Origin of the sequence: Pseudoxanthomonas indica (genome assembly GCF_900167565.1) — a bacterium.
Lineage (GTDB): Bacteria > Pseudomonadota > Gammaproteobacteria > Xanthomonadales > Xanthomonadaceae > Pseudoxanthomonas_A > Pseudoxanthomonas_A indica.
Genome location: NZ_FUZV01000001.1, coordinates 749965 through 776441, shown reverse-complemented (window position 1 = coordinate 776441; position 26477 = coordinate 749965). Strand labels below are relative to the sequence as shown.

Here is a 26477-nt window from a genome sequence, read left to right as displayed (position 1 = left end):
CCACAAATCGGCGGCATTGGGCACGAAAGGACGCCTAGACAACCGTAGGGCAACGGTTTCGCACCGGTTTTCAAAACTGGGCGAGACGCGGGCAAATCACACACATCGAAGCAAGGAGGCAATGGATGGGTACGCAAGGACAAGGGAGTCAAGATTGGATGGGCAGCGAATTGGTTGACGCTGAGCAATCGTCGACCGATGGGACTTCGGTCGGCGGTGACCACGAATTGGAACATGGGCTTCCCGTCATAGGGACGCCGCTAGTGGAGGAGGCGGCGAGGTGGGAGCTTCACATCAAATTGGGCCTTCCTTATCGCACCAGCTACGAAGCACGCATGCGTCATTTCTTGGCGCTATGTGCCAGGTCTGGAATTCGCGCGAACTCCCTGCAGCTCGTGGTGGCATTCCGGTACGGGTACTGGGCTGCCGCGGGCGATCCAGTTGCCTACGAGCAACAAGAAATGTCGCTGGAGCTGCGGATCAGAAAGCAGACGTTCGGACGCCTCGTGCACCTGGCGACGACTGCGTGGGGCGGAGTCGAACGCGATGATTCATGCAGGGTTTATCCAAACTACGCGTTTGGTGCCTTTTCTGGAGAAACCGGAACTCATACTCGTAATGAGGATGGTGATATTGACGGTGTGATAGGCGGGTGGGGTATGCCCGATCTCCTCACCGAACCGTACATCGACGAGGCGGCGTAGGTCTTTGTGGCTCGAATGGACTCCACGCCTCCATAGGCATTCCCGTGCGCTTATCTCGCGGCGGAGGAAGTAAGTCGACGATTCGCCGCGCCAGAATTCGACTGCAGCCCAAGGCTTCGGTCACTCGCCTGCCTGGCGCCAAGGGTCAACCGCGCCGCCCCGGTGTCCAGGCGGCACTTTCGCTTCGTCCCGACGCAAACGCGTGTGTGTCGTGGCGGGCGGGCGCAATAGCGCCACACCGTGCCGTCCCGGGTTGTAGGGCGGCGATCCGTTTCACCCTGGCCAAAAGACCCCAGGGTTTGGGCGCGCTCCTTCGCGCCCAGCCGCGCCACCCCGGCAAATGGGTGGCAACTACCAAGCCAAAGGAGTGGCACAACAATGACGGACGTACAGATTGGGGGCTGCGCCTTCAAGTTAGCGAGCAGCGCGCTCGAGCTGGTACAGGGTGGGCATGGCGAATGGGGAATCAGCGATATCGCCCCAGGTGAGCCGGCCGAAGGCCTCGCGCCCATATGGGATAAGTGTCTGGGCCTGCTATTCGAATCTGGCTGCGTGCTGTTTGTGGATTTGGGCGATGGGGTGTGGCGCATCGTGGCAAACCTCGATATCTCGGCTGAGGCTGGCCAAGCCACGTTGCGGAACATCCGAACCGCGCTCGCCTATGCTTTCGCGTCTACCAACTGCATGCGAGTTGTCAGCAATTGCCCGGCCGGGGCAGTGTCCTCGGTCGCGGCGGTGGGCCTTTATCCGTACGCCGAGCGCCGGATTGTAGGCGCTGACGGCAAGGCTCTGACCGACGTTCAAGTATCAGCAAACCTGGACGAATGGCTCGAGCTGTTCGGGCCGCGCCTGTTCCATGTGGAGGCATGTCGCTTCGACAACGCCCCCAAAGCAGTTCGGGCGCTCACGAGGTGGGCGCTGCGATACGGCGAAGACCCGATGGACGTGTCCGACTCTGGAAACGGCTTTGGGGTGGATCAAATGGTCGCCGACGCCCGGGAACGCGCGACTTCTGCCGATTTCGAGTGGAAGGAAGGTACGGTCCAGTGGCTGGAACACGTGCCGGACTGCCCCTGGAGCGAGCGTGGAATTTGCAGGTGCGAGCCGCGCGTCGGATTCAGTAACGGAGCCGAGGTGCTGTACGTCCACCCGAGCGGTGCCGTCGAGAAGCGAGTAGTCAGCTAAACCAATCCGCAGGCAGGACGCCAGCGGATAACAACCAGGAGAAGGCAGGGATGCCAGTAGCAGGAGCCGTCATTGGGGCTGTAGGGTCGCTTGCGGGCGGCAAAATGCAGTCCGACGCCGCGGGCAACGCGGCCAACGCACAGACGCAGGCGGGCCGCGATGCGATCAATGCGCAGCTCGCCATGTACAACCAGAACCGCAACGACACCATGCCCTACCAGGCGACGGGCATTGGCGCGTTGAACGCCCTCGCTCAAATGTACGGCCTGCCGACGATGGGATGGGGCGGAGGTTCGGGTGGTATCACCGTTAGCGGGGGTGAGCCGGCGTCGAAAAAGAAGCGCACGCTGTTCGACAAGCTGACCGACCCAGCTAACGCTGCGGGCAGCATGGGCGGCACCAGTTACGACCCCATGGGCTTCTTCAGTGGTGGCGCTGGCCAGTCGACCACGCCACTGCAGTTCGACGTCGGCAGCTCGGGCGGCGGTGGGGTCATGTCAGGCAGTGGCACCGCGGACTTCAGCCAGTTCTACCAGACGCCGGACTACATGGTTGCGATGGAGGAAGGCTTGAATGGCTTGAATCGCCTTGCCGCCGCGCGTGGTGGATTTCGGTCGGGTGGCCACGACGCTGATGTGATGCGATTCGCCAGCAATCTCGGATCGCAGGCCTTTGGCAACTACCAGAACAACCTGTTCCGACTCGCCGGCTTCGGCGGTCAGGCGAATAGCCAACTGAACTCGCTCGGCCAGAACACGGCGAGCGGCGTCAGTAACGCGATGCAGAACATGGGTCAATCGCGTGCGTCTGGCTGGTCATCAATGACATGTGCGCGCATGAGGACTTCATCCCTACGTTTGCGGCAGCCAATGGCGTGCCAGATTTGCCGGAGAAGATGCTCAAGGGCCATGAGCTCAACGGCAAGAAGTTCAAGGTGCACCTAGACGGCAAGAACCTGCTGCCGTTCCTGAAAGGCGATGAGGACAAGAACCCGCGCGAGTTCTTCCCGTACTGGAGCGATGACGGCGACCTGTTGGCCATCCGCGTGCGCCACTGGAAGATCAGTTTTATGGAGCAGCACACCCACGTAAGCCCGAAGACTCCGCTGGGGGTTTGGCAGGGCAAGTTTACCGACTTGCGTGCCCCAAACATCTTCAATTTGCGTTCGGATCCGTTTGAAGAAGGCACCGAAGGTATCTATTACGGCGACTGGCAGGCCCGCCGGATCTTCCTGATCGTTCCCGCACAGGCCATCGTAGCCAAAATGCTGGAAAGCTTTAAGGACTTTCCGCCCCGCGCCAAGGCTGCAAGCTTCACGGTAGGCGATGCGCTGGACAAGATACAGACGGCGAGTCCTAGTCAGAACTAGGCTGGGAGGTGCGGTGCTCCTAGGTATGCCGCGCCGCAAGGCAACGAATTGTCCGCCGCCAACCTGCAGCAAGTAAGTCCGATCGTGAGCCGCCCGAGGTGACCAGCCTCTTACCGCCAGGTATGGAAATGACAGGTCGGACGCGATTCGTCTTTCGCGAGGCGAGTAACTACCAAATTCACGCATGCCACGGTGTCTGGGGTGGTCCCAACCCGCATGGCCAGCTTGAGGCGAGCTTCTACGTTGATTCGCCGCTTCTGCCTGTTGTGGCCAACATGCGCACATCGTCAGAAGTGCCTGGCTTGTCGGTGCTAGAGAGTCAGGACTTTCCTGTCGCGGGGGATGAGGGCGATGTACTACACGCTCGCCGTCTAGTCACGGGCGTCGTTCTCACGCCTGCGGACGCGATTGCCATTGGCGAATGGCTCATCCAGAACGCCACATCAATTCTGGCAATAACGGGTAGGCGCCCTTAGTGTCTACTGCACGTTGCCAAGACGATGCGCCTCATTCGTGCGCAGGAAATCGGACAACGAACTGGCTGCCCTTTCCCCGACCTTCGCTCTTAGCCTGCACTGAGCCGCCGTGCAGTTCTACCGTCTTCTTCACGACCGCCAGCCCTAAGCCGAGTCCAAGTTTGGTTCCCTTGACCCTGGAGTCCGTGAAGAGGTCAAACAGATGGGATAGTTGCTCCGGTGCTATTCCTCTTCCTTCATCTGTCACACGAGTTACAACTTCTAGTCCTTCGACGGTGCCTGTGACCCAGATTCGCCCCGGGTTGGGGGTATAGCGCAAGGCATTGGCTATCAGGTTAACGAAGACCTGCTGCATTCTCATGCCGTCGATGTGCATCTCTATTTCGGCCTTGGGAACGAGCACATGGACATTTCGATTCTCTTGTCCGACTTGGCGCTGCGCGATTTGTGCCGACGACGTTAGTAGATCACGCAGGGTGCACGGGCTTCGGTCGAGGCGAAATCGCGCAGCAGTTATCCGACTGTGCTGAAGCAGGTCGTCAATTAGCCGGCTGGCCAACTTCAGGTTCTCATTTAGCCCTGACATGGGTCGCGCGACGTCAACCTCTTCGGGAATCCGGGAATCGAGCAAGTCCGTGGCCAGCGCAATGCCCGCCAGAGGATTGCGTAGTTCGTGAGCCAGAACAGCGATGGCACCGCTCATATTGTCGGCAGCCTGTACGGCTGACCGCCTGCGCTTCCGGTCGGTCTCCAGCTGCATACGAACTACGGTTAAGTCGCGAAACAATTTCAGATAGGCGCATCCTTCGCAGTCGCCGCCCAAATACACAGCCATTCCTGAAGCCCAAAATCTGGAATGGTCCATTCGTTCCATCCAACGGTCGTCGGACGCTGATCCGCTCGTGAGTGCGACCTCTAACTCGTGGTCTGGTATGCCGTTCTTGATATCAGCCTCGGTGAAGAAGTGCGAGAAATTCATTCCCCTAAGCTCGTCAGCGCTTGCGCCCAGGACAACGCCAGCACCTTCGTTTGCCCACGTGATAGTTCCGGCGCTATCGAGAAGCAGCACAACGTAATCTTGAGTCCGCTGCACGAACTGCCACAGCATCTGCTGGACTTCTTTCTCGTCTATGCTCGGCGGTGTCGAGGGCATGCGCTACTTCCTGCTCATCTGGGCGGAGAGTGACAGTAGTCTCCTCCGGAGATGTGAAGGGACATCACCATCTCGTCGCGAAGCGTGTATACACTTACCTGGGATTCCGACCGAAGGTGACTTCCAGTGGAGCGAGAGGGCACTTTCGAGCTATTCAGTACCGCAGGGCAAATGCTTAGTGATTCAACGCTTTGGCAGGCAACTGGGTATGTATTCGCGAAGGGCGAAGTCGATTGCTTGGAATGCGGCCATGTCGGCGGAGGGTTCCGTAGTCGCGAAGAAGCTGAGATTGCGGCTATTGACGCTGCTCGTGCTATTGCCCGGGGCCTGCCACCCGATGACAGCATTCGGAAGCGAAATGCCGAGTTCCTGCGCAAAGAGTGGGAGAAATAACCCTAAAGCCAGGCTATTCAATTGGCCGAGCGGCGCTGCCCTGCGGCGACGCCTCCGTTAGTTGCAATGCTGCCCAATCGGGCGGCGCGATACCCTCGGAGACGAGCACGGACATGACATCAGCATAGATTTCTTGCGCTGCGCTCTCGTCCATTCCCTGGAGTAGTGGCGCCCATGCCAACTCAAGCCGCTCAAGCAGTTCTTCGCCGGTCAGGGCCTGCTCCTTCATGGCAGCGAGCTTGCCAAGGAAAAGCTCCCAGGCGGTGGCATCAAATATCTCTGGTCGCATGGTCTCGCCCTAGAAGCCTGCGATCAGGAAAACCACCCCAAACACCACCAGAGTGGACACGGCCGCCGCAGCGCTCCAGATGAGTGCCAGCTCGATGCCGTCTTTGCGGCCGGCCGTGGCTGGACTAGATGATTTCCCTTCCATAGACCCTCTTCTCGATGTCGCTCACGCCTCTAGTCTATCCAGAGTGCCTTAATTGGTAAGCCCCTTGGTTGCCAGCCGGCCTCGGCCGCATAGGAAAGCTGGGCAAGTTGACACAGGCCCAGGGCAATCGCGAGTAGAATTTAAAAGGGGGCCGGCTGTAGGGCAGCCGACCCCCAGACGCCGTCAGGCGTTGTACCACTGGTCTTTCGTCTTGTCGTACACCTGAATGCCAGGGATGGCATTCACCACCAAGCGGATACCTGCCAGGCAATCTGCGTGGTTCTTGTACCCTTCACTGCCATCCGCAATCTTTCGCGCATTGGCGGCGTAAAGGGTCCAGCGGAACTCGCCGGCGGTATCCTTGTAGAGCACGAACTGCTTCAGTTCTCCAGCCATTTGCTTCTCCACGTTGCGCAGCCATTCGCTGCATCTTCCACACTACAACCTTCAAACCCGCGAGGGTTGCAGATAAGTCTGTGGGCATCCTGTGGACGTCTCAGCTTCTGCGATTGCGCGGCAGGAACTTAGAGCGCTGCTCCTTCGTGGTGATACTTTCGCCAGAGGCTGGAAATCGAATGGGCGCCATGCGGTGCCCGTCTGCTGGTCCACCTGGACCGGGCACGCCGTTGCCGCGCGCCGGCTGATCTCAGGCGTTGCAATTAGCTGCACGCAGACTGTCGGCATGGACACGAGAAAGAGCCAAGAGGCGCTTGGCCAGGGCTGGGCGCACCTCACCTGCAGGGATAGCCGGACGCCGGAGCAACGCGCTGCGGACGAGCAAAGGGAAAGAGCCAGGCGCCGTGGACGTCGGCGCAAGGAATGGTGGAAGCAAGACATCCCAGGTCAGGAGGCCGACAACCAGTGAAGGAATACCAGAAGGGTGAACCGACGGCAGTTGTCCGCGTGGAGGTGTTCGTGGAATCCCTCAGACTTGGCGCGAAGCTGCTCGACGTGCGGCACGATGGAAAAGTGGCAGAGGAGATTGCGCGCCTGATGGCTGGGCGAGCACTCGATCTGGGTACGGATAGCGTGTCTACGGTTGCGCACAAGACCATCCCCTACGAGTTGCGCGCGATTGGCGCAGAGGAAGTCGGCATCCTGCTGGGTCTGGCACCGCGCACGGTGCTGGAGACGGTGGCATGCCGGCCAGACTTCCCCATCAGGCTAACCAAGCGCCCAGCAACGTGGGTGGCTGGAGAGGTATTGAAATGGCGGGACGCCAATCGAGTCGATTGAGGACGAGAAGGTTCAGGAGTGCATTCGATTCTGCGCACCATCCCCATAGGGCCTTTTCACGTCAGGTCCCGGTTTGGGAGTGGGGCGCTCTCAACGGCTTGGATTCCGGCGATTTGTCCTGACGGAGGAAGATAGAGAGAACCACTATCGCCAGTACAGCCAAGAACTCGCTCTGCCAGTTCTGGAAGGACTCAAACCAAAACTGTGCTCCTTCCAAATGCGTGAGCAGCGAGACCTGAGGTGAGCCTGCTGCAAGGCGCTCGTTGTTCTCGTGCAACCAGCTTCCATATCCGTGCAGAGCGAAGGAAACGGAGAAGAGCAGGAAGAAGGCGAGGGCTAGCGAGTGCGCATAGAGCACCTTTGCAATGCCACCGGCCCTTATGGGCCAAGGAGTTTGGCCCGGATCAACCCTCTCTTCTTCTTCAGCAGGATCGAGGGGGCGAGACTCTGCTGAACCTCGTTGTCTTAGCCAGACCGTTAGAAGAACGTACATCCCCATCTGCAAGAACTCGCTTTCCCAGTTCTCGAATGTAGCGGAGATGAAGTGCCCGCTCGTCAGGTAGAGCGCGAGAGAACCCGGTAGCTCATGGTCACGCAATCTGTCCTCATTCCATGCCGCATGGCCATAAAAAACTTGGGCGACCAGGAAGACCAGGAAGAACGCTAAAAGCGTCAGCGCAAGTCCATTACGCCGCCAGAACGAGAATTGCGCACGAGGGCTCATACGGTCTACAAGTAGTCTTCGCGTGCTTTCTCAGCTCTTGCGGCGCCGATGGCGGTCTCTACCTTCTTCTGTTCCTCAGGAGGGGGCAGAACAGCCGGCATACCAAGGCTCTGGATCCAAAGCTCGCGTGCCCAGCCCATCGTGTGATAGAGGTGGTGGTCCTCATCTTGTTCAACTGCATCGAACGCGGCTTTGAGGACCTTTGCATCGGGTCCACCATTCTCAGCTACCTTGCCGATCAGTTCCCAATTCTGGTGGTCCTTTGTCTCGGCCAGCACCACGCATTCCGCGGCCACCAACTCAGCAGCAGCGGGCTCTGCATTTGCAATCGCCATCTCGATGGCTGCGACCAAGGACTCCCCGTGGTGAGTCACGACGGAGCGGCCTGGACTGGCGGCTTCCGGATCCAGGCCGACCTGCTCGAAAACGCGCAACAATACTTGCTCGTGCGTGCGGGTTTCGTCCAGGTACTCCTGCCACTCCTTCTTCAGGTCCTCGTTAACCGCCGCCTTGATGGCGGCTGTGTAAACCTTGATGCCGCCGCGCTCGGTTTCCAGCGCCTGCAGGAGCAGTTCGGTTACTTGTGCACTATCTTGTTTTCTGGCCATGGGGAGTCTCCTTTTGTGCCATGTTTACGGAGGAGGATGGCAAGGCAACGTGATGCCGCTGCTGGGCGGGGAGGGGCACGGGCGCGGCATTGATGGTCCTTGGGGAGGCGCCTCCTCGGTGCAGTTGCGCGGGGAATTTCGGTAGGTTCCTTTCACGCGGTCTTGCGCGGGGCGGCGCTATGTAAGAGCTTTGCTACTAAGGTCCGGTCAATGAGCGCTTACAAACCCGCCGTGTTGCCGCCTTCGTTTCAATGGGTAGAGCGAGCTCCGTCGACGAAGGTACTTCGCTGCTGCGACAAAGAAATACTTCGCGTGGTGCCCATGAACCGCGGCTGGGTCGTCGAAGTATTGGTCCCCGACGCCGACGGCAACCAACCTCGATTTGTTCCAACATCCAAGGAAGCTGGCGCTTGGTGGGGTGCGAGATGGGCGAAGGATAGGGTTCGCTATCTCGAATGGACTACCCGTCAGGAACCGGCGCTTGAACTGGGGAGCCCGTGATGTCCGACGACTTGACGATGCGGGGCGAACCCGACCGCAGCCGGATTGCTCTTGGCGAAGAACACGAAGTTCGCTACTGGACGAAGAAATTCGGGGTGACCGAGGAAGACTTGCGAGTCGCGATAGACGCGGTGGGAAAAGCTGCAAAAAACGTTGAACTGTGGCTTGCTCGTCGAAAGTGACATTGGGCTTCGGCAGGATTGAATCCACATGAAGTTGAGCATTGCTCCTATCGGAGGCGGCTACCTCATCTATCCAGACGCTTCTGAACTGGAATCCAGGGGAGAGGACACGCAGTGCGTCGATTCCGACGGTCTTCCGCGGCAAGAACTAATTGAGCATGCCATGGCGACCCTTGGGTACCTTTTGCTCGACCGACACCCAATCAGCCAGTTGCCCTTAGCATTCGCGCCGCTGCATGCTCATCTGTGGAGCGAACCCCGTATGGTGAGGCCCCATTCGTTGACCAAGCCAAGAATGCACTTCGGAGCTTTGGTCAGCAAAGCTTCGACATTCGACCGTGCCAAAGGGCGGTGAACGTGCCCGACAGGGGTTGAGCTGCGAAATGCGCAGCGGCGGCCGGTGGGTGTCAGTGTTGAGGCTTCTTTCGTTGTGGGGAGGGCCGAATGAGAGTATGTTTTGTGGGCACTCGGCGTACCTGGCGCCGTGCTCCCTGGGGCCTCCGTGCAGCTTCCTACCGTACCGGATAAGCTGCGATGAGAAGGACTAGAGTAATTCAGCACGCCGCACTGGCCCGCCCATCATTGCATTGCATTCGGTCAACGGGGTGCTTCTCGCCCCTGGGCTACGACAATGCAATCTTTAAACAGCGAATTCCGCGACTGGGTACTTGTAGCTGAGAGCAACTACCTGATCGCCGAACAACTCTGTTCAATTCTGCAGGACTGGGGATTCGTCGCTCTGGCTGCGCCAGATATGAAAGCGGCGGAAGACATGATGGAGAAGTCGCTGCCCATAGCGGCCCTTGTTTGCACACATTTGAACGATGGGCTTTGCTTGGCGCTGATTCGCAGATTGACACGACTGAAGATTCCAATCCTAATCTTGTCCGGATCGACACCTGAGGAAGCGGACATCGAATTGCGATCGTTGCCTTGGTGCACGAAGCCCTGCCGGACCGAAGATATGCGTCAGGCGTTGCTCAACTTGCTGGATCCCGCAGTCACACCGAAGGCCACCACAGGAGGCTGTGCCGATAGAGGAGATCGGTTAGTTTCGAGCCCCGTAGTTCCCACCCGATTTGGCAGTTAGACTGCTACTGCTATTTAGCAAGCACGCCGCCCCTCGCCTTGCTACCGGCCGTTACACTCCGCCTGAACCGGCGACTTCGAGGGCACGGCCTCGCGTTGGGCGGGGAATCTGAATGACACGAAGAACGACGCGTGCGAACGCCAATCTGCGGGCCCCATTCTGCGTCTCCTAGGTGCTTGGCCTAAAGCCCAAGCCAGCGTCGTCCAATAGGCCGGCCGCCCTGTCATACAAGGGAATACGCCGGGGAGGGGACAAGTTACTTGCTGCCGTGCGCACCTCCAGGATGAATTGCTCACGCACGTCATAAGGGTCGAGTCCGGCATGCTGGAGAGCCTGCAGTTTCATTTGCAGGTAAAGGACCGCCGTATTGAGTCTTTCTTCGGTCATGGTCTTGCTAAGCAGTAGCAACTCTATCGGCCAATTTCTGCCGAAATTGAGCCTACTCCGACGAGGCTGAAGATTGGTGTTCTGAGTTGGGAGTTACCTCACTTTGTGACGGTCACTACTTGGAGGCCCGTAGCAAGCGTGAGCGTAAGTGAGCGGGACGCACGCCTGTGGCGGCGTCGCTTCACCGAGCTCATTGGGTGGTCATATTCGGATTAGCGCAGCGCGGACCAGTCGGACGGTGCGATTCCTTCTCTCAGGAGCACTTTCATGACCTCCTCGTACAGTTCACGGCAGGTATCTTCGTCGCGGCCGTCAAAGAGCGGTGCCCAAGCATGTTCGAGCCGTTTCAAGAGTGGGTCACCGACCAGACCCTGTTCGGGGAGCGAAGAAAACTCCCGGAGGAAATGCTCCCAATCCTTGGCGTCGAAGAGTTCCGGTCTCATGCCCTTAACATCGCATTGCTCAGCGATTTTTTTACCTAGTGGCAGCTCGCAGACACACGGACCCTGCTATGCAGCGCAGCCGCAGTTGTAAGTTTGGCGGTGATGGGTTGCCAGAAGCCCGCCGCCGAGTCCGCGGCTCCGGGGGGGGGGGCGCCAAGGCGGATGCGGCGCAGGCAGCGCAAGCGACGAGGGGAGCCGCAAAGGAGGCTTACCTTTTCGGCTATCCGCTGCTGCTGATGGAATTCCAAGGAGCCGCTTGCATCGGGCGAATGGACGCCGCCGGCGGTAGCGCGGACCGACAAGTAGCGATGCGTCCCTCGCGCCAGTGCCGAACATGGCGTCCGTTTGGGGTCGAAAGCGGCCCCGCAATGTTTTCTTAGAACGTTAGCTTGTCACCACCCGCAGGCGCTACGGCTTGTTCCAGCGTTTTTCCTACGGACAGAGGCTTTTTGACCTCTCCACTAGTGACGCGTTCGATCCCCTTATTCACTTCATTTCCGAGGTGTTCGAGGGCATCATCGATATTGCTCGTCTCTTTGTAATCGACATACGCCCTAACTTCGGCCTGAGATAGAGGGACAGGAATGGTGATGGACTTTGCTTCGCCGCGTTGCTTCTTGCGCTCCCCATCAAGCCCACCATTCACATAGCACGACACTGACTCGGATTTCTCCCTTATTTCACCGGACTCATCAAGGTAATAGGCAACCACCGTTGCAACACCTCCAACCCGACCGCCCCAGTTCTTGACGCACTCAAGACTGAAGCGTACAGCGCCACTTCTGCCCATGTTCAAGCTTTCGTAATCTAGTCGCACTCCGCGATTGTCTCGTCCCTTGATGAGGGAGCCGGCGGAAGCGTTTGAAGCCACAAGCAACGGAAGGACACCGAGCGCAGTAAGACAAAGGCGTTTCATAGTTCATCTCCAGCTAGTGTAGAGAGCACAACGGCAGGAAACTGGGCCGGCGGCCAGCCTAAGAGTAGTTGAGTGCCGTTTCCGCACATTCGGTAATGACTGTTACTACCGGTGTCCGGGTTTTCCTGGCCTTTCGTGACTTATCGGTCCTGCCCGAAGCCCCATGCTTTGGCGAACTTCCGAGACCACAAGCCGAAGCGAACGTGCTTGGCATTGCTTCATTGATCGCACAGATCTACGAAATGGGGGGCGTACCAGATTGCGCGCGTCCTCTCTGATACCCATTCCCCGGCTGAGTTCAGCGTCCAGAGGAGACGCCTGTGGGCTCGGCCACGCCTGGTCGCCAAAGGGTAGGAGCGTGGCTCTAGAACAGATACGAATAGAGCGGGGCGGCCACGAATAAAATAGACATTGGAAATTCCCCTGAAAGTGCAGAAGAACACGGCGGGGAACGCAAGGGACGGCGAGGCAATCTCGCCAGCATCACCCGGCTACTGAGCCGGCAGCGGGCAACGCGCCCCAAGAAGATCAACAACCCAAGTTTTCAAAGGCGTGAGTGCGGGTCGACGCAGTCCCACCAAATTTAGTGGGATTGGACATCCGTTCCTTCTGAGTGGGGCAAGCGCGCTAAGGGGCCGGCATACCAATCCCACTAATAGAGTGGGACCGGCGCCCCTCCCACACGAGTAGTGGGACCGCCCTGGCTCTGTCCCGAATCTGGCCGCTTCTCAATGGCCCTTTAGTGGGATTGCATCCAGTCCCACGTAAAGTAGATAGGTGGGGCGAGGAACAAGAGAGAATTGATGCACAAGCGATTGGGCGCAGTCGATCACAGTTGGCACCGAAGGCGTAGTGCCTGTGCATAAGGTCAAGCTACAGGTCGCGACGGAATTCAGTGGCGGCGGTAGCAATGCCCAAACGGGCACCAAACGGGCACCAACTCGGCAAATGACCAAATAAAAAAGGCTCGCATCGCTGCAAGCCCTTGATATACATGGTGGCCGGGGAGGGAATCGAACCCCCGACACAGGGATTTTCAATCAGAGATTCAGGGAGTAGAAATCCCCTGCTCTGTCAGGCGCTTATGGCAGCCCACCGCTCAAAATTCTGGACGCCTTCCCCTGCAGTTTCGCCCAGTTTTTCGCGGGTTCGACATGTTGTTTTTAGCGCCAAGGAGCCCAGTGGACGGCCATATGCCAAAGCCCTGTGAGCACGGTAAACACCGCGAATAGATGCGGCGCCGTGTAGTCAGAGAAGGCCCGTTCCCTGTACATCGCCCGGACATAGCCGAGCAAGTAGACGTGCCAGAACCTGGGCCAGTAGCGTCGATCAAGAGGTGTGGTCGAGGTGCCGAAACTCTCCGTCAGCCTCGTTTCTTTTTTCCCGTTGTAGCGCAAGTCCGCAAGCGAAAGGCTTGGCTTCCACTTCTCAAGCGAGAAGATCGCAATAGGCCCCGTAGGTGTGCGGATCTGCGCAGCGCTTTCATCCGCGCTTCGCGCGTTGCCGTAGAGCTGCGTTGGTCCGGCGTGTTCCGCAGCAAGCTCGCGGCCGGCGCGGCTGTTTCCGGCCTGCCACGTGGCATCCTGATGAAAATCGGCAATTGGCTGTGCTTCGCTGACCAGCCAGAAGCGCCACCAGAAGTAGGCGAAGCCGATCCAGGCTGCCAGCAATACCACCCACGGGTGGCTTAGCTTCACGGGGATGATGCTGGCGACAGTGGTGTCGGATTGGACATAGCCGCCGGCTAAATTGTAGATGCAGAGCCCGATAGCGATTGCGTAGAGATCTCGCCGCTGGCGCAACGCATCGTCAGGTATGTCCCCTCTCGCGGCAATGTTCCGCCGCCCCCTCTCCCTCGCCATAGCTCACCTTGCTGCTGCCACCTTCCTTGGGAGTCGATTGTAGACCCGCTCGAAGGTCTTCCGGTCCATGTGACCCAGCAGCTGCCAGTCGCGGCCGTCGCTGCCGGCCTTGGCCCGCAGGTCGTTGAAGGTGAAGTTCTTCAGCTGGGGATCCGCCTCTTTGGCACGCTCGCGGGCGCGATACCAGAGCGTCCGGAAGCCGCTGCCGGTGTACTTCCGGCCTTCTTCGGTCGCCAGCAGCATGAGCGGGATGAACTCGCGGGTGCCTACCGCCTCCACCACGGCCATGCGCAGGCCATCCGACCACCCTATGACCAAGCCGGCACCGGTCTTGCTGGTCCTGATGGTGAGTCCGTCCGGCCCGAAGTCACTCCGGCGAATTCCAAGCAGGTCGCCTTGGCGTAAGCCGGTGACGGCCGCTAACAGCATTGCAGCGCGCACGATCGGACTTGCGTGCTGGTACACGGCATTGAACTCGGCGTCGGTGACGTAGCGATCGCGCGGCTTTTCCCGGAATGGCTCCAGGTACTTGACCGGGTTGTCATTGAGGCGCCCGCGCTTCACTGCCAGCTTGAAGGCCTCGAACAGGCAGGAACGCTCCCGGTTTGCCTGCACCCGCCCGCTCTCGCCGCGCGCGTCGCGCCACCGGTACAGCATCGGCACGTCGACATCGTCCAGTTTGACCGCCTGCCAAACCACCCGCAGATTTCGGATCCGCCGCGGGTAATCGTCGCCGGTGCCTTCTGACAGGTCGCCGGCCTTCACCCGGTCCTGCACGTCCACCAGCAGCGCGTCCAGCCAGTCGCCGACCGTATCCCCGCCGGACATGGCGGCATCGCCGTGGGTGACGCGCCAAGCGGCCAGCAAGCCTTCCAGGTCGTCGTAGCTCACCCGCCTGTGCTTTGCCTTGCCGGCGGCGTCTACCCCCGCTGGGTGCAGCATGAAGAGCTTCCCGCGCTTGTCGCGGTAGCAGTAGCTCGGCAGGCCAGTGTGATTCGAGCGAGGGCGGCCCATTAGCTCGCCTTCTTCAGCAGGTCGAGACGGGGCTCGGTTTTCGCGCGGGCGCGCGTCGCTGCGCTACTGGGCATCATCTTGGCGCGATACGCCTCCCTGAGAACCTTGACCTTACCATCGACGCCCAGGACAGCGGGAATTCCGTTCTGGAGAAACCATGCCATCTGCTTTGTCCGGTGAATGGCGCCCGTAGCTTCCCGGACTTCGGGTTGCGTGAGAGTCAGAGATTCGTGCATCACGGCACCCCGGCGCCGCGTCGGCGCTTCTGTCGATTCATGGCGAGCATGGTTCGTGTCGCGTGGTACAGCGCATAGTCTTCGTAGTCGTCGTCCGGGTTGAACAACACCCGATGCGGAGTCACCACGATGGCGTTGCGCGGCACGTGTGGGATTGGCTCGTATCGCCAGCGATGCACATCAACCGCCGCCTGGCGCACAGGCAGCAGCGGCCTCGGCTTTAGCATTCCGTGCGTGAGGAACTTGTCAGCCATTTCCGTGCACCATGTCTCGAATTGCGACAGTGAACGGAGCAACAATTACAAGCCCAGAAAGGAGGGCGTTGCCGTGACCATGGATTCCTTCAATGGGTATCGAGTGCTTCCGGCGGTGGCTCGGCATGGGTCGGGTAAGTACGAGGCCACATTCCGCCTTGAGGCCGACGACGGCACCATTCGACAGGTTTGCCTGAACATGTTCTCGTCCAGCGAAGACCTCGCGAGAGACATGGCAGCGATCCGGCGTGAGGATGTGGTCGGCGTCAGCAGGGATGGCGAAGTGCAATGGGATCATTCCTTTCATTCTTTGCTCACCTCTGCTGTTGGGTGAATCCCGCGTACTCTTGCGGCGATACCCGCGACTTTTCTGAGAATCAGGCGAGCCAACGAACGCCACCAGGCGTCCGCAAGCGCGCGCTGAAGCCTTTCAATTTCACTGGCCGCTTGAGCTAGCTCCTCTCGTAGCTGGTCCTTCGTCGGCTGCTTCATCCGGCGACGCGCGCCCTCACGATCTCCTCGCGTCATGCGCGTAGACTCCCGACTGCTGTTGAGAGGTCACCCGCGTGAGCAAAGAAGGTTCGTTTGACCTGTACAGCACGGCAGGACTTGCGGCGGATAAGTCGTCCCTGTGGGAAGCAACTGGCTACGTGTTTGCCGCCGACGAGATCGAGTACTTGGCGCGGGTCCATGTGGGGGGATTCATAAGCAGGCATGAGGCAGAGGCCGCTGCGATTCAAGCTGCCCGATTGATTGCCCAGGGGCTTCCGGCAAGCGACAGTGTCAGGGCACGGTTGGAAACGCTTCTTCGTATCCAATGGGCGAGAGAACATTAGAAGACCTCCGCACTTTCGGTCAGGTGCGCGGCGCGCGGATCGGCTAGGCACTTGTCGGGAACGTCGAAGAACGAGAGCTGCCCACGGAACTGCACCAGCGGCAGCGGGCGCGCGTCCTCGAGCAAGAAGCCGTAGGGGCCATAGAACCAGCTCGAGTTCATGCGGGTGACGCAGTCGGTGATCGTCGCCACGCCGACGATGCCGCCCTTCGGGAATTCGCTGGGCGCCGGCAACTGAATCTCCGGGTAGCACTCGCGCACCACGTCGTAGCCCGCCTGGTCGAACTTCTGCCCGGCGTGGACGAGGAAGGGGCCGCGGAAGCTGGTGGGCCACTTCCGGTTCTCGACCGGCTTGTAGCCGTGGACGATCAGCCAAGCCCAGGGCTGCATGATGCTGAGCGCCCTCATGCGGCCGCCTGCAGGGTTTCGTGCAGATTGCGAAGGCGGGTGACGGCGATCTTGAAGTGCTGGGGATCGCGCTCGATCCCGATGAAGCGGCGACCCTCGAGCAGGCAGGCGGCGCCGGTGGTGCCCGAGCCCATGTAGGGATCGAGGATCATCTCGTCGGGCTGGGTGAAGTCGTAGACGAAGTCCCGGACGAGGGCGAGCGGTTTCTCGGTCGGTACGGTGGCACGGTTGCAGACGTTGTGCCGCCAGGTAGCCGGCCCGCCGCCGCGGTTCCAGGCTTTGCGCCGCGCTCCGGAGTGCATCACCAGCACCGTCTCGTGGCCCTGTGCCGGCCGGTCGCCGGTCAGCTGCGGCATCGGATTGTTCTTCACCCACACGCCCAGGCGCACCAGCTTCGGGTGATCCATGAGCAGCGCGGCGTGGCGCATGTCGACCGTGGCAACTACCCAGCCACCGGCGGCGGCGAGCCACTGCTCGACTGCGGCCAGGAACTGGGAGTCGGACAGGGAGGGGAAGGGCACGAGGCGCTTGCCTTCGGCGCTCTTGCGGTTCGTACGCGCGCCCTGGTGGGTACGCTCTGCATACGGCGGGTCGGTGATCACGCAATCCACCTGGCCGGTAATCTGCGGCACGATCGCGGCGGCGTCGCCGCAGTACAGCCGCAAGGGGCCGATGGTGACCATCTTGGTCTTCATCCGAGGGTTCCTGGAAAGTCGGAGCCCGCGCCGTTCCGTCCTGGCGGCAACGGGCTCCAGGGGGGCGCAGTCAGGGCTTGAAGGTGCCCAGGGTGAGGGTGGCGGCTTCGCCAATGCCTTCGGACAAGGCTTTACGGAAGTCTTCCGCAATGGCTTCGGCGATGGCTTCCGGGTTGACGATCCGGAGGGAGAGCATGGGCTTTTCGTGGCTGGTGATGACGGCCACGCGCAGCGGAAAGTCGCGAGCAGGCAAGCCCGGGTACGGCACGCAACGGAAGACGATCCGCGTCGGCAACTGGCCGGCGCCGCGCGCTTCGACCTGCTCCAGCGCGGTCCGTTCAGCGCGCAGCGCTTCGGTCGTGTGCGAGGTGTTCGTCTTCGTCGAGATCTCCAGGCGACGAATCGCGGCGATCGCCGACGGGAGATGGACAGCGGCCCCGGCCTCGTCGGCAAGGGCGGCGATGTTCGGCTGCCAGTCCTCCAGCCATTCGATCAGGTCGACCTGCTTCAGCTGGCGGCCGTTCACCTGCAGCACTGCGGCGTGCTCGGCGGTCTTCTTCAGCGCCAGCACCGCGGAGTGCAAGGCGTGACCGGGCTGGATGACATCGTCATCGTCCTTCACCAGCAGGTCGAAGATGACGCGGGCAGACATGGAATCCACGTCGACGAAGCCGGCCAGCGCGCCGTCTGCCTGATGCGGGCCAGGGTTCGCGCGCTGGTGCTTCGTGTAGCTGGCGAAGGCTTCGAGGGACGAGGTCGCGAAGACGCCACGGAACTGCGCGCGGTGGAGCTGGTAAGGCTCCAGGTCGTGCAGCGTGTAGTCGTTCGGCAGCACCGCGACGGGCTTGTGCGAATCGATCGAACGCTGACCTTCGGCGTCGACGGCGGTCTTCTGGATGAGCGAGATGGCTTGTGCGTCCATTACTGGTCGGATCCGTTGTTGGCGAAGGGGAACTTGGTCTGCGTGTCCGGCATGAGCGTGAGCCGGCCGCCCGCGTTGACGTGCAGCGGGGTGTCGCCGGAGAGTTCTTCGCCACGCTTGCCCTTCGAGGTGGGGCGCTTGAACGCCAGGGAATGCGTCAAGGCGATCTGGTTGCTCTCGCCGATCCGCGTCATCTTGAATTTCAGCGTGACCTCGCCGGTCTTGCCTTTGTCGCCGAAGTTCACGGTGCCGAGGGCGACGTCGGAGAAGGCCGTGCCCAGCTGCTCCAGGAACACGCCGCCATTGAGGTCGGCGAGCATCTCGGAGACGTTGGTGCCAACCGGGGACAGGGACGCGCGCCCCTGATCCGCCGTCGGCTTCGTTTCACTGCTCATTGCAGATTTCCTTGTGGTTGCGGGTTGCGGTGATGCCGCTGCTCGGCGGCGGGGTGTAGCGCTCGACGTGACCGTCGCGGCTGAGCGCGGAGATCTCGAACGTGCGGAGACGGATGCCTTCGTCGACGAAGTCGCGGTGCTCGTTCGGCGGCGCGGTGATCGCGGCACGCGGGGCAACGCCGCGATGGGTGCGCTCAATGCACGTGGCGGCCAGGTTCATGCGAGCCACCTGCCAATCAGGATCCCGGCTGCAATAGCCCAGCAGAGCAGGCATGCACACACGCCAATTGCTGCCTCGAAGCAGCCAGAGAGCATTCCGCCGCCCTGGCGCTCCGCCCACCAGCCGCCCAGGAACAACGCGAGGAGCCCGAAGAAGAACAGGGCCATCGGGAGCGAGATGGTGACCGTCATGCGCCACCCGGCGGCGTGGTGGGGCGCGCGCCGCCCATAGCCTGCAGGCGCAGCTGGCCGGCCACGTGCTGACCCGTTCGGCCAGCGCGTCGCTCATCGGCAACCATGCGGACGGCTGTCGTGCGGGGAATGCCCAGGCGCGCGGCCTGGTTGCGCGCAGTCTCATACGCGCGGAAGTCGGTGACCTGGCTCATAGGTTCTCCGGGACGTGAGAGGGGAGAGGTTGCGGCGCGCCGTTCCACCAGCTGCTCCGCTCGATGTCGCGATTTCCGGTGATGAGGCCATCGACTGGCAGAACCGAGCCGGCAGGCTCAGGCCATCGCGTGGGGTACGTGCGTCGCTCGAAGTGGGGAAGGGCCTTCATGCTTCACCGCCAGCCCAGGCAGCTACCCGAATCACTTTGATCTGGATGAGGACATCCGCAGGGAAGGAGCGGGCGACCGCGGCATCGTCGAAGTTCCAATCGACCGGCAACTGCGACAAAAGAAGCGCGGCGTGACGCGCCGCATGCTTCGTCAGGCAGTCAGGAACGGCGGCGTACCCAGTGCGGATGTGCGTCACCGACCATCCGCGGCGGAATCGGCGGCAGCCGTCTTTGCGCTTGATGTCTTGCTGGTTGATGATCGCGAACGGGCCGCATCGCTCGCCCTCGACTTCAACCCACCGCACGCTGGAGGGATCGTCTTTACCTCCCCGGTGAGTCACGAGCGGGATGCGTACAGACTCAGCAGCGGCCATCGCAGAGCGCTCCGTGTTTGGCAGCGGCGGCCGCAGCGATGGCTTCGGCGTTGTCGATCGGCTTGGCTTCGGGCTGGCCGGCCAGGCGCGGAACTGCGCGGCGCGGCGGCAGGGCGTCATGCCATTCGCGGACGACCTCGAACATCTGCGGATCGATATCGATGCAGGCTTGATCGCCGACCCAGATGGCGGGGAAGGCACCGTCCTGGAATCGCAGCGTGTCGCCCCAGAGCATGAGAGCGGAGACGGCACGGCCGGCGCTGTAGAAAGTCGCGCTGAATCCTTCGGGCGTGCGCTCGATGCCCAGCGTCAGGCCGGAGACATGCACGTCGATGCGCGGGGCCGGCGATGGCTGCACAACCGCGCTCACGCCGCACCGCCTACGCGGGTGACTTCGACGCTCAGCGCGTCCAGGACTTCGACCGGCACGCAGTAGGTGTCGGTGCCGTCACTGTTCCGCTTGGCCGCATCGAGGCAGTCGCGGGCCGCATGGCCGAGCCGACCGATGGCCTGGGCTGCAGCGTTGATGGAGGTGCTGACGTTGGCAAGCTGCTCGGAGGCGGCGGCCATGTCTTGCTGGAGGCTTCCGGGATTCATGTCGACTGTTCCTGCCGTGGGTGGCGTGGAGTCAGTAAACAAGAAGTTTACTCAAGAGTCAACACAAAGTTGATTTGTTCGTAAACTTACCGACGAGCGGCAGGGTCCAGGCGAAGAAAAACCCCGCCGTGGCGGGGTTTTTGGAAGAGGTGCAGGGTAGGGCGGGGCCGTTAACGGCAGAGGTAATAGCTGGCTGGCATGGTGGTGCTCGCGCCCCAAAGAGTCAGGCCGCCGCTCTGGCTGCTGGAGAAAAGCACCATGACCGAATTGGCGCCCGCTTCGACGGCCTTGGCCTTGTGGGATTCGATGCACTTTTCCGGCGCGCGCGCTGTCTGGCAGGAACTCTCCGACACGTACTGGCAGCTCTCGGCCTGACGCTCCGTGATCAGCCGCACCTTCGTGTAGGTGAGATACGGCTTACCGGTGGCGGCGGCTTCCTGCAGGGTTTCCTTGGCGCCACGGGCATGGCGGGCCAGGTAGCCGATATTGCTGGCGGCCGCCGAGTCAATCAACGGCATGTACTGCAGGTCGCCCGAGCTGGCCAGCGCCTTGACGCTCCAGGCCATCTCCTCCAACTGCGGCGAGTTCTTTGTAAGGCCTTCCATCCCGGTGCGCAGATTGGTGGCCAGCTGTTCGTAAACCGCGGCGCTCTCGATGCCGGCGCCGTAGATATCTTCGGCGGCCCGCGTGCGGGCCTCGGTCGATGGCGACTTCAGCCGGGTGACCAGGGTGTCACTGCCGCGGGTGTCCTGCGCATGCAGGGTGAGAGGGGCGCACGCAAGGCACGCCAGTACGATCCATGTCTTCATGCCGATTCCTGAAAAGAGGTATTGCGGACGAGGCCAACTTCGTCGAAGGAGATCCCCTCGGCGATACATTCGCGGGCGCGCTCCATGTCTTTGTGCAGCGAACGCAGCGATTCGGGGTTTAGGCTCTCAACGCCAGGCACGGTAAAGCAGTGCTGTTCGACGAGCCAATCCAGCTTGTAGGACTTCGCCAGCCAACGGATGCGGCTGATGCGGCTCGCCCTGGTGATCTCGTCGTCTTCAGTGTCGACGATTGCGGTGGGCGCAGCCGAGTTATCGACCAGGCGCAGCTTGGGCTTATCCCGCCGCTGCGCGCCGCTTAGTTCCTCCATGATCATCCGAGTCAGTGCTTCCAGCTTCGACTTGTCCGACATTCTTCTCCCCCTGAACCTGTTTCTTTAGCCTTTCCCCGAGCTCAATCACGTTGACCGGCTCGTCAGAAATCAGAAGGTCGTAGACGCCTGCCGACAGCCTTGCAACACCACGCGAAGTGATGGGTGTTTGGGTGTATAGGAAGACGTCGATTACGTACCCGATCGACGTCTGTAGTTTCTCGATATCCAATCCCACCGACTGAGATGTGGACGACCGAAGCTGCATCTCCCCGATGCCATCGTTCACCCAGTCGACAGAGACGCCGGTTGCGGCCTGGACGGCCAGCCGGTTCTTAGCCGCTATGCGGCCATCCCGGTTGTACCAGTTGTTTACAACCTGGCGACTCACCTGGAGCTGGTCGGCAAAGGCCGCCAGCGTGGTCATGCCGGCGTGCGCAAGCATGGCGTCGAAGCGCTGCTGGAAGGCGTTTTTATCAACCATGTGTTGATCGTCCGGGCGCCGCCGGTCGGCGTCAATGAACTTTGTGTTGACTTCCGTGTCAACAGAATGTTTACTGCGCCCATGAACGAGACCCTCCTCCGAGCGATCAACCACCTGACCCCGCCCACCCAGGCGGCTTTGGCTCGAGTTTGCGGCCAGAAGCCCCAGGCGGTCACCCGCTGGCTCAAGACCAAGGCGCCCGCCAAGCACTGCGTCGCCATCGAGGAGGCCACCGGCGGGGTAGTCACCCGGTACGACCTTCGCCCGGACGTTTTCGGCTCCGCGCCGGTCGGTGGTCAGTCTCGCGCCGCTTAGTTCCATAGCCTCTCTCCTTTTTGGGCGAGGCCAGCTTGCTCCACACGCCATCCACGAACCACGTTCAGGTCACCGCCAAGTGAACATCAAAGACGCAGCCCACAAGACCGTTCACGACTACCCCGGCGGCAGCGTTTCGCTCGCTCCGCGGCTGGGTATGTCCGCCGCCATCCTGCGGAACAAGGTCAACCCCAACAACACCACGCACCATCTGACGCTGGCCGAGACGAGCGAGCTGCTGGGCGTGACGGACGATCACCGCATCCTGCACGCCCTGGCGGCGGAGCACGGCTACACACTGCAGCGCAGTGAAGCGCCGGCGAGTGGCTCGCTGATCCAAGGCATGCTCGCAGCTGCGGCAGGGCAGGGCGATCTGGCCCACATCATCGCGGAGGCTATGGCCGACGGGCGGATCACTCCCAACGAGGTCAGCGCCATCGAGAAGGCCTGCACGGCCCTCCAGCATGTCCTGGCGCATGTCGCCTCGCATGCGGCAACGGCCGCAAGGCAGGGGGCTCCGTGATGGCCTGCAATCGAGAGTTCGTCCGCGCGCTGTTCCGCAAGGTCGAGGGCAACGAGCCGCTGTCGATCGAGGAACTGGCCGCCTACAACAGCCAGCGCGCCGCAGAGATGGCGCGCGCTGAAGCTCGCCGCCATTCCGCACCGGAGCCCGAGCTGCCGCTGGAAGGTGCTGCGTGAGTCGCTATCGCAAAATCGATCCGCGCATCTGGAACGACGCCAAGTTCAACAGCCTCACCGACGACGCCAAGCTGGCGTTCTTCATGCTCCTGACGCACCCCGGCATGACCGCGCTCGGCGCCATGCGGGCGACCGTGCCCGGCCTGGCCGCAGAGATGAAGTGGACGCCGGAAGCCTTCGGGGAAGCCTTCGGGGAAGCCTGCTCGAAAGGTATGGCGGAGCATGACGAAAGCGCCTGCCTGATCGCCCTCCCGAACTTCCTCCGCTACAACCCGCCGGAGTCGCCGAACGTGGTCAAGGCTTGGGTGGGCGCGATCGATTTGCTGCCCGAGTGCCGGCTGAAAACCATTGTCCTGCAACGCGCGGGAGCCTTTGCCGGTGGTATGTCGGAAGCCTTCGGTAAAGCCTTCGCCGAAGCCTTCCCGAAGGCTATGGCTAATCAGGAGCAGGAGAAGGAACAGGAGCAGGAGAAGAGCCTTAGTTCTTCGCTTCGCTCAGAACTTCCCGCCGCCGGCGTTGCCGGCAGCGGCGCGGCTCAGGCAGTCGATCTCGGTCAGAAGCGGGCGGAGAAGGCGAAGCAGCTCGAGCAGCGGCTGGCCCAGGTCACCGACGAAGCCGTCGCTGCCTACAACAGCGCGCTGGCGAAGCCGACCGGACTGCTGGTGGCTGTACATCCGACCATCGGCCGCGAGAAGCGCCAGCAGCAGGTCAAGCGCTGTATCACCCTGGCGCGCCAGATCGCGAAGGACCGATACGGCTCCGACCACATCCCGGCGGAGTTCTGGGCCGACTACTTCGCCGAGTGCGCCCGCGACCCTTTCCGCAATGGGACCGGCCCCTACAAGCCGCCGCATGAGGGCTGGCGCCCCGACTTTGAGTTCCTGACTCGATCCGACGAGATGCTGAAGGTCTTCGATCGCGCCAGCTCTGACGAAGCGGCGGAGGTGGGCTGATGCGCGTTGTCACCATCGGCAGTGCCACCCTGTACCGCGGCGAGGCGCTAGACGTGCTCGACGACTTGGCCCGCAGCCCCATCGTCGACGCAGTGATCACGGATCCGCCGTACAGCAGCGGGGGCCAGTTCCGCAGCGACCGTACGCAGGACACGAAAGCCAAGTACGTGCAGAGCTCCAGCGGCAACCAGGAGGCCCTGCAGAACTTCTCCGGCGACAACCGTGACCAGCGCTCGTTTCACTTCTGGTCCGCGCTCTGGGCGGCGCGCGCGCTTGCCGCGTCCAAGCCTGGCGCTGTGGCCTGCTTCTTCACCGACTGGCGCCAGCTCCCCGTATCCACCGACTACCTGCAGTCCGGCGGCTGGGTATGGCGGGGCGTGGTGCCCTGGGCAAAGATTGGTTCTCGGCCACAGATGGGCAGGTTTGGCGCGGCATGTGAGTACGTGGTCTGGGGCAGCAACGGCCCTATGCCGACGGAACGCGGCGCTGGCTGCCTACCAGGCTTTTTCCAGTACGGCAGTCCGCGCGATCGCGAGCACGTCGCCCAGAAGCCGGTTGAGCTTATGTCCGACATCGTCGAGATCGTCCCGGCTGGTGGGGTGGTGCTGGATCCGTTCATGGGCTCGGGCACCACAGGCGTCGCCGCCGTGGTCAAGGGTTTCCGGTTCATTGGCGTGGAGCAGGACGAGCACAGTTTCGAGGTGGCTTGCCGCCGAATTGAGGAAGCACAGGCCCAGGCCATGCGCGCGCTGCCCGCGATGCCGACCTCTCAAGCGGAGTTGCTGGCATGACGCCGGATCAGCGCGCTGAGCAGCTGCGGGTACCGCCACACAGCATCGAGGCCGAGCAGGCAGTGCTCGGTGCCGTGATGCTGTCCGCTGAGGCATACGACCTCGTCGCCGACCTCTTGGACACGGACTTCTACCGCCGCGACCACCAGCTGATTTGGCGCTCGATTCAGTACATGGCTGAGCGCAATCGGCCGTTTGACGCGGTCACGCTCGGCGAATGGTTCCAGGCCCGCGGTGCAGAGGAACTCGTCGCGGGCGGCGCCTACTTCATTGAGTTGGCCAGCTCGACCCCCTCCGCTGCGAATGTGCGCGCCTACGCCGAGATCGTTCGCGAAGCCCGCCTGCGCCGCGGCATGATCGACGCCGGCACGAAGCTGGTCGCCGACGCCTTCGCGCGTGACGGTCGCGAGGCGACAGAGGTGCTGTCTGCAGGGCAGGCGGCTCTGGGTGACCTGCTGAAGTCTCAGCCATGCGAACTGGAGCCGGCCGGCACGGTGCTGAAGCGCGTCGCGGAAGACATTCGTCGCCGCTACGAAACCGGGGCTGGCGAAATCACTGGCCTGCCGTTCGAGTATGAAGAACTGAACCAGGTCATCTCAGGCATGCAAGCTGGCGACCTGATCGTTGTCGCTGGCCGTCCGGCCATGGGCAAGACCACGCTCGCACTCAACATCGCTGAGCACGTCGCGGTGGCGCAACAGAAGCGCGTCGCGGTTCACTCGCTGGAGATGACCGCCGAGCAACTCATGACCCGCGCCATCTGCTCGATTGGCCGCATCGAGCACGACCATGTAAAGCGCGCCGACCTGACCGACGACGATTGGGGCCGCTTTACCACCGCGTTCGCAGTGCTGAAGAACGCCCCGCTGATGATCTCCCGGCCACGCAGCGCCAGGGTGCAGCAGATCATCGCCCAGACCCAGCGCGAGCACGCCGCCAACCCGCTCGGGCTGGTGGTGCTGGACTACCTGCAGCTGCTCGACACCGCTGGCGCCGAGAACAAGAACGTCGGCATCGGCGAAGCGACGCGCCTGCTCAAGCTCATGGCGGTGAACCTGGGCATCCCCGTGATCGTGCTGTCGCAGCTGTCGCGTGAGTGCGAGAAGCGGACTGATAAACGCCCGGTGCTTGGTGACCTGCGCGACTCCGGCTCGATCGAGCAGGACGCCGACGTGGTCATCTGCCTGTACCGCGACGAGGTCTACAACCCAGCCAGTCCGGACAAGGGCATGACAGAGGTGATCGTGCGAAAGCAGCGATCAGGCCCGCCAGGCACCGCCCGCCTGAAATCACGTCTCGATATCTGCCGCTTCGACCCGCTTGGGGATTGGATGCCAACTGCTGCAACCAATGACGACAAAGACAAGTCCACGCCCCCCCGCCGCGGCTGGCGCAGCAGAGGGGGCGGCGGGGCGCGCGCTGCCGGAGGAGATTGATGGCTGCCGCCTGCATGCAAGTTCGTTGGCCGCATGGCTGGGAGGCGGCCGCACAGGCCGTGCAGAGCCATCTCGCCACGCAGCGCGCCGTTGAGGTCTATCTGGCGCGCGACGGCCGCTTGTGGGTCCGCAACGCACTGAAGGAGCACGCCAACACGCTCCCCGCCGGGTGGCACGTTGGCATCTACCGAAATACCGCAAAGCCAGAGCAGATCGAAGACGACCTGATCTGGCACATGAGGGAGCTTACCCGTGCCGTACATGTTTGAGGGCCGCGAGTTCGCCAGGTTGAAGGACTGGCGTGACGCATTTCCGGCTTATGCCCGCTTCGCAGATCGCCTGAAGGACGGAGTCACGACCGTTATGGGTATGGAGCGCGAGATTTCCGCAGCCAAGGCACGGGCGCGCGCTGCATCCATCGCAGGCGCGCGGAAAGCCGCCCCCTACACCTTCAGCAAGAAGGCCAAGGGGCGCCGCCGTGGGTAGGAACGCGC

The 26477-nt window shown here is 61.8% G+C and carries 39 protein-coding genes; 15 read left to right on the top strand and 24 right to left on the bottom strand.

Annotated elements, in window-relative coordinates; genetic code table 11:
• The first annotated feature begins 158 nt into the window (after positions 1 to 158).
• The 4 genes from B5X78_RS03705 to B5X78_RS03690 all read left to right on the top strand — a co-directional run bounded on the left by B5X78_RS03705 (position 159) and on the right by B5X78_RS03690 (position 3258).
• The gene (locus B5X78_RS03705) at positions 159 to 704 is read left to right on the top strand and encodes a hypothetical protein (protein ID WP_079723120.1); all 546 of its coding nucleotides are present in this window, start codon (positions 159 to 161) and stop codon (positions 702 to 704) included.
• Between the two features lie 378 nt (positions 705 to 1082).
• Positions 1083 to 1889 carry a hypothetical protein gene (locus B5X78_RS03700; protein WP_079723119.1) on the top strand — a complete coding sequence of 269 codons (807 nt, stop codon included), beginning with the start codon at positions 1083 to 1085 and terminating at the stop codon, positions 1887 to 1889.
• A gap of 104 nt (positions 1890 to 1993) precedes the next feature.
• Positions 1994 to 2833, top strand: coding sequence for a hypothetical protein (locus tag B5X78_RS03695; protein WP_079723118.1), 840 nt, complete (start codon positions 1994 to 1996; stop codon positions 2831 to 2833).
• Positions 2785 to 3258, top strand: coding sequence for an alkaline phosphatase family protein (locus tag B5X78_RS03690; protein ID WP_079723117.1), 474 nt, complete (start codon positions 2785 to 2787; stop codon positions 3256 to 3258). The genes B5X78_RS03695 and B5X78_RS03690 overlap by 49 nt, the downstream gene beginning before the upstream one ends.
• 507 nt (positions 3259 to 3765) lie before the next feature.
• Here B5X78_RS03690 and B5X78_RS03685 read toward each other — a convergent pair.
• The 3 genes from B5X78_RS03685 to B5X78_RS03675 form a co-directional block, all read right to left on the bottom strand.
• A complete protein-coding gene (locus B5X78_RS03685) occupies positions 3766 to 4887 on the bottom strand; it encodes a PAS domain-containing sensor histidine kinase (protein WP_079723116.1) in 1122 nt (373 codons plus the stop codon).
• 406 nt (positions 4888 to 5293) lie between these two features.
• On the bottom strand, positions 5294 to 5569 hold the full coding sequence (locus B5X78_RS03680; RefSeq protein WP_079723115.1) for a hypothetical protein: 276 nt from the start codon (positions 5567 to 5569) through the stop codon (positions 5294 to 5296).
• Between the two features lie 327 nt (positions 5570 to 5896).
• Positions 5897 to 6109, bottom strand: coding sequence for a YegP family protein (locus B5X78_RS03675; protein ID WP_079723114.1), 213 nt, complete (start codon positions 6107 to 6109; stop codon positions 5897 to 5899).
• A 465-nt stretch (positions 6110 to 6574) separates the two neighbouring features.
• Between B5X78_RS03675 and B5X78_RS03665 the strand changes: the two genes are divergently transcribed.
• Positions 6575 to 6949, top strand: a complete 375-nt coding sequence (locus tag B5X78_RS03665) for a hypothetical protein (RefSeq protein ID WP_079723112.1) — start codon at positions 6575 to 6577, stop codon at positions 6947 to 6949.
• Between the two features lie 61 nt (positions 6950 to 7010).
• Here the strand turns inward: B5X78_RS03665 and B5X78_RS03660 are convergent, their stop codons facing one another.
• A complete protein-coding gene (locus tag B5X78_RS03660; RefSeq protein WP_079723111.1) occupies positions 7011 to 7673 on the bottom strand; it encodes a DUF6766 family protein in 663 nt (220 codons plus the stop codon).
• A 5-nt stretch (positions 7674 to 7678) separates the two neighbouring features.
• On the bottom strand, positions 7679 to 8281 hold the full coding sequence (locus B5X78_RS03655; RefSeq protein ID WP_079723110.1) for a hypothetical protein: 603 nt from the start codon (positions 8279 to 8281) through the stop codon (positions 7679 to 7681).
• Between the two features lie 500 nt (positions 8282 to 8781).
• Between B5X78_RS03655 and B5X78_RS03650 the strand changes: the two genes are divergently transcribed.
• On the top strand, positions 8782 to 8964 hold the full coding sequence (locus B5X78_RS03650) for a DUF3606 domain-containing protein (protein WP_079723109.1): 183 nt from the start codon (positions 8782 to 8784) through the stop codon (positions 8962 to 8964).
• Positions 8965 to 10653: 1689 nt separating this feature from the next.
• Here B5X78_RS03650 and B5X78_RS18340 read toward each other — a convergent pair.
• The 6 genes from B5X78_RS18340 to B5X78_RS18330 all read right to left on the bottom strand — a co-directional run bounded on the left by B5X78_RS18340 (position 10654) and on the right by B5X78_RS18330 (position 15166).
• A complete protein-coding gene (locus tag B5X78_RS18340; protein ID WP_139381382.1) occupies positions 10654 to 10884 on the bottom strand; it encodes a hypothetical protein in 231 nt (76 codons plus the stop codon).
• Between the two features lie 376 nt (positions 10885 to 11260).
• The gene (locus tag B5X78_RS18335) at positions 11261 to 11800 is read right to left on the bottom strand and encodes a hypothetical protein (protein WP_139381381.1); all 540 of its coding nucleotides are present in this window, start codon (positions 11798 to 11800) and stop codon (positions 11261 to 11263) included.
• A gap of 1163 nt (positions 11801 to 12963) precedes the next feature.
• Entirely contained in the window at positions 12964 to 13497 is a 534-nt protein-coding gene (locus tag B5X78_RS03630; protein WP_139381380.1) for a hypothetical protein, read from the bottom strand.
• A 168-nt stretch (positions 13498 to 13665) separates the two neighbouring features.
• Positions 13666 to 14676 carry a site-specific integrase gene (locus B5X78_RS03625; RefSeq protein ID WP_139381379.1) on the bottom strand — a complete coding sequence of 337 codons (1011 nt, stop codon included), beginning with the start codon at positions 14674 to 14676 and terminating at the stop codon, positions 13666 to 13668.
• Complete coding sequence (locus tag B5X78_RS03620; RefSeq protein ID WP_079723103.1) at positions 14676 to 14912, bottom strand: DUF4224 domain-containing protein; 237 nt, start codon at positions 14910 to 14912, stop codon at positions 14676 to 14678. The genes B5X78_RS03625 and B5X78_RS03620 overlap by 1 nt, the downstream gene beginning before the upstream one ends.
• Positions 14912 to 15166, bottom strand: coding sequence for a hypothetical protein (locus B5X78_RS18330; protein WP_139381378.1), 255 nt, complete (start codon positions 15164 to 15166; stop codon positions 14912 to 14914). Before B5X78_RS18330 ends, B5X78_RS03620 begins: the two co-directional genes overlap by 1 nt.
• A gap of 73 nt (positions 15167 to 15239) precedes the next feature.
• Here B5X78_RS18330 and B5X78_RS03615 point away from each other — a divergent pair, with 73 nt between their 5' ends.
• On the top strand, positions 15240 to 15500 hold the full coding sequence (locus tag B5X78_RS03615; protein ID WP_139381377.1) for a hypothetical protein: 261 nt from the start codon (positions 15240 to 15242) through the stop codon (positions 15498 to 15500).
• Positions 15501 to 15998: 498 nt separating this feature from the next.
• Here B5X78_RS03615 and B5X78_RS03610 read toward each other — a convergent pair whose 3' ends face one another.
• The 13 genes from B5X78_RS03610 to B5X78_RS03550 all read right to left on the bottom strand — a co-directional run bounded on the left by B5X78_RS03610 (position 15999) and on the right by B5X78_RS03550 (position 21789).
• On the bottom strand, positions 15999 to 16409 hold the full coding sequence (locus B5X78_RS03610) for an ASCH domain-containing protein (protein WP_079723101.1): 411 nt from the start codon (positions 16407 to 16409) through the stop codon (positions 15999 to 16001).
• Positions 16406 to 17104 carry a DNA-methyltransferase gene (locus tag B5X78_RS03605; protein WP_079723100.1) on the bottom strand — a complete coding sequence of 233 codons (699 nt, stop codon included), beginning with the start codon at positions 17102 to 17104 and terminating at the stop codon, positions 16406 to 16408. The genes B5X78_RS03610 and B5X78_RS03605 overlap by 4 nt, the downstream gene beginning before the upstream one ends.
• A 70-nt stretch (positions 17105 to 17174) precedes the next feature.
• Entirely contained in the window at positions 17175 to 18026 is an 852-nt protein-coding gene (locus B5X78_RS03600; protein WP_079723099.1) for a DUF2303 family protein, read from the bottom strand.
• Positions 18026 to 18421 carry a hypothetical protein gene (locus B5X78_RS03595; protein ID WP_079723098.1) on the bottom strand — a complete coding sequence of 132 codons (396 nt, stop codon included), beginning with the start codon at positions 18419 to 18421 and terminating at the stop codon, positions 18026 to 18028. Before B5X78_RS03595 ends, B5X78_RS03600 begins: the two co-directional genes overlap by 1 nt.
• Positions 18411 to 18641, bottom strand: coding sequence for a hypothetical protein (locus B5X78_RS03590; RefSeq protein ID WP_079723097.1), 231 nt, complete (start codon positions 18639 to 18641; stop codon positions 18411 to 18413). The genes B5X78_RS03595 and B5X78_RS03590 overlap by 11 nt, the downstream gene beginning before the upstream one ends.
• Positions 18638 to 18832 carry a hypothetical protein gene (locus B5X78_RS03585; protein ID WP_079723096.1) on the bottom strand — a complete coding sequence of 65 codons (195 nt, stop codon included), beginning with the start codon at positions 18830 to 18832 and terminating at the stop codon, positions 18638 to 18640. The genes B5X78_RS03590 and B5X78_RS03585 overlap by 4 nt, the downstream gene beginning before the upstream one ends.
• The gene (locus tag B5X78_RS03580; RefSeq protein ID WP_079723095.1) at positions 18829 to 19026 is read right to left on the bottom strand and encodes a hypothetical protein; all 198 of its coding nucleotides are present in this window, start codon (positions 19024 to 19026) and stop codon (positions 18829 to 18831) included. Before B5X78_RS03580 ends, B5X78_RS03585 begins: the two co-directional genes overlap by 4 nt.
• Positions 19027 to 19192: 166 nt before the next feature.
• Positions 19193 to 19570, bottom strand: coding sequence for a hypothetical protein (locus B5X78_RS03575; protein WP_079723094.1), 378 nt, complete (start codon positions 19568 to 19570; stop codon positions 19193 to 19195).
• Positions 19557 to 19940, bottom strand: coding sequence for a hypothetical protein (locus tag B5X78_RS03570; RefSeq protein ID WP_079723093.1), 384 nt, complete (start codon positions 19938 to 19940; stop codon positions 19557 to 19559). The genes B5X78_RS03575 and B5X78_RS03570 overlap by 14 nt, the downstream gene beginning before the upstream one ends.
• Entirely contained in the window at positions 19937 to 20167 is a 231-nt protein-coding gene (locus B5X78_RS03565) for a hypothetical protein (protein ID WP_139381376.1), read from the bottom strand. Before B5X78_RS03565 ends, B5X78_RS03570 begins: the two co-directional genes overlap by 4 nt.
• A 170-nt stretch (positions 20168 to 20337) precedes the next feature.
• Positions 20338 to 20976: a hypothetical protein gene (locus B5X78_RS03560; protein ID WP_079723091.1), complete on the bottom strand. Its 639-nt coding sequence runs from the start codon at positions 20974 to 20976 to the stop codon at positions 20338 to 20340.
• Positions 20973 to 21305, bottom strand: a complete 333-nt coding sequence (locus tag B5X78_RS03555; RefSeq protein WP_139381375.1) for a hypothetical protein — start codon at positions 21303 to 21305, stop codon at positions 20973 to 20975. The genes B5X78_RS03560 and B5X78_RS03555 overlap by 4 nt, the downstream gene beginning before the upstream one ends.
• Positions 21271 to 21789, bottom strand: coding sequence for a helix-turn-helix domain-containing protein (locus B5X78_RS03550; RefSeq protein WP_079723089.1), 519 nt, complete (start codon positions 21787 to 21789; stop codon positions 21271 to 21273). The genes B5X78_RS03555 and B5X78_RS03550 overlap by 35 nt, the downstream gene beginning before the upstream one ends.
• Before the next feature lie 81 nt (positions 21790 to 21870).
• Between B5X78_RS03550 and B5X78_RS03545 the strand changes: the two genes are divergently transcribed.
• The 8 genes from B5X78_RS03545 to B5X78_RS03515 all read left to right on the top strand — a co-directional run bounded on the left by B5X78_RS03545 (position 21871) and on the right by B5X78_RS03515 (position 26469).
• Positions 21871 to 22104 (top strand): YdaS family helix-turn-helix protein, encoded by a 234-nt coding sequence (locus tag B5X78_RS03545; RefSeq protein ID WP_176140767.1) that lies wholly within the window; start codon positions 21871 to 21873, stop codon positions 22102 to 22104.
• A 79-nt stretch (positions 22105 to 22183) separates the two neighbouring features.
• Positions 22184 to 22627, top strand: coding sequence for a phage regulatory CII family protein (locus tag B5X78_RS03540; protein ID WP_079723087.1), 444 nt, complete (start codon positions 22184 to 22186; stop codon positions 22625 to 22627).
• Positions 22627 to 22803 carry a hypothetical protein gene (locus tag B5X78_RS18570; protein WP_176140766.1) on the top strand — a complete coding sequence of 59 codons (177 nt, stop codon included), beginning with the start codon at positions 22627 to 22629 and terminating at the stop codon, positions 22801 to 22803. Before B5X78_RS03540 ends, B5X78_RS18570 begins: the two co-directional genes overlap by 1 nt.
• On the top strand, positions 22800 to 23756 hold the full coding sequence (locus B5X78_RS03535; protein ID WP_079723086.1) for a hypothetical protein: 957 nt from the start codon (positions 22800 to 22802) through the stop codon (positions 23754 to 23756). The genes B5X78_RS18570 and B5X78_RS03535 overlap by 4 nt, the downstream gene beginning before the upstream one ends.
• Entirely contained in the window at positions 23756 to 24547 is a 792-nt protein-coding gene (locus tag B5X78_RS03530; protein WP_079723085.1) for a DNA-methyltransferase, read from the top strand. Before B5X78_RS03535 ends, B5X78_RS03530 begins: the two co-directional genes overlap by 1 nt.
• Positions 24544 to 25983: a replicative DNA helicase gene (gene dnaB / locus B5X78_RS03525; protein WP_079723084.1), complete on the top strand. Its 1440-nt coding sequence runs from the start codon at positions 24544 to 24546 to the stop codon at positions 25981 to 25983. Before B5X78_RS03530 ends, dnaB begins: the two co-directional genes overlap by 4 nt.
• Positions 25983 to 26252 (top strand): hypothetical protein, encoded by a 270-nt coding sequence (locus B5X78_RS03520; protein WP_139381374.1) that lies wholly within the window; start codon positions 25983 to 25985, stop codon positions 26250 to 26252. The genes dnaB and B5X78_RS03520 overlap by 1 nt, the downstream gene beginning before the upstream one ends.
• A complete protein-coding gene (locus B5X78_RS03515; protein ID WP_139381373.1) occupies positions 26236 to 26469 on the top strand; it encodes a hypothetical protein in 234 nt (77 codons plus the stop codon). Before B5X78_RS03520 ends, B5X78_RS03515 begins: the two co-directional genes overlap by 17 nt.
• The last annotated feature ends 8 nt before the right edge of the window (positions 26470 to 26477 follow it).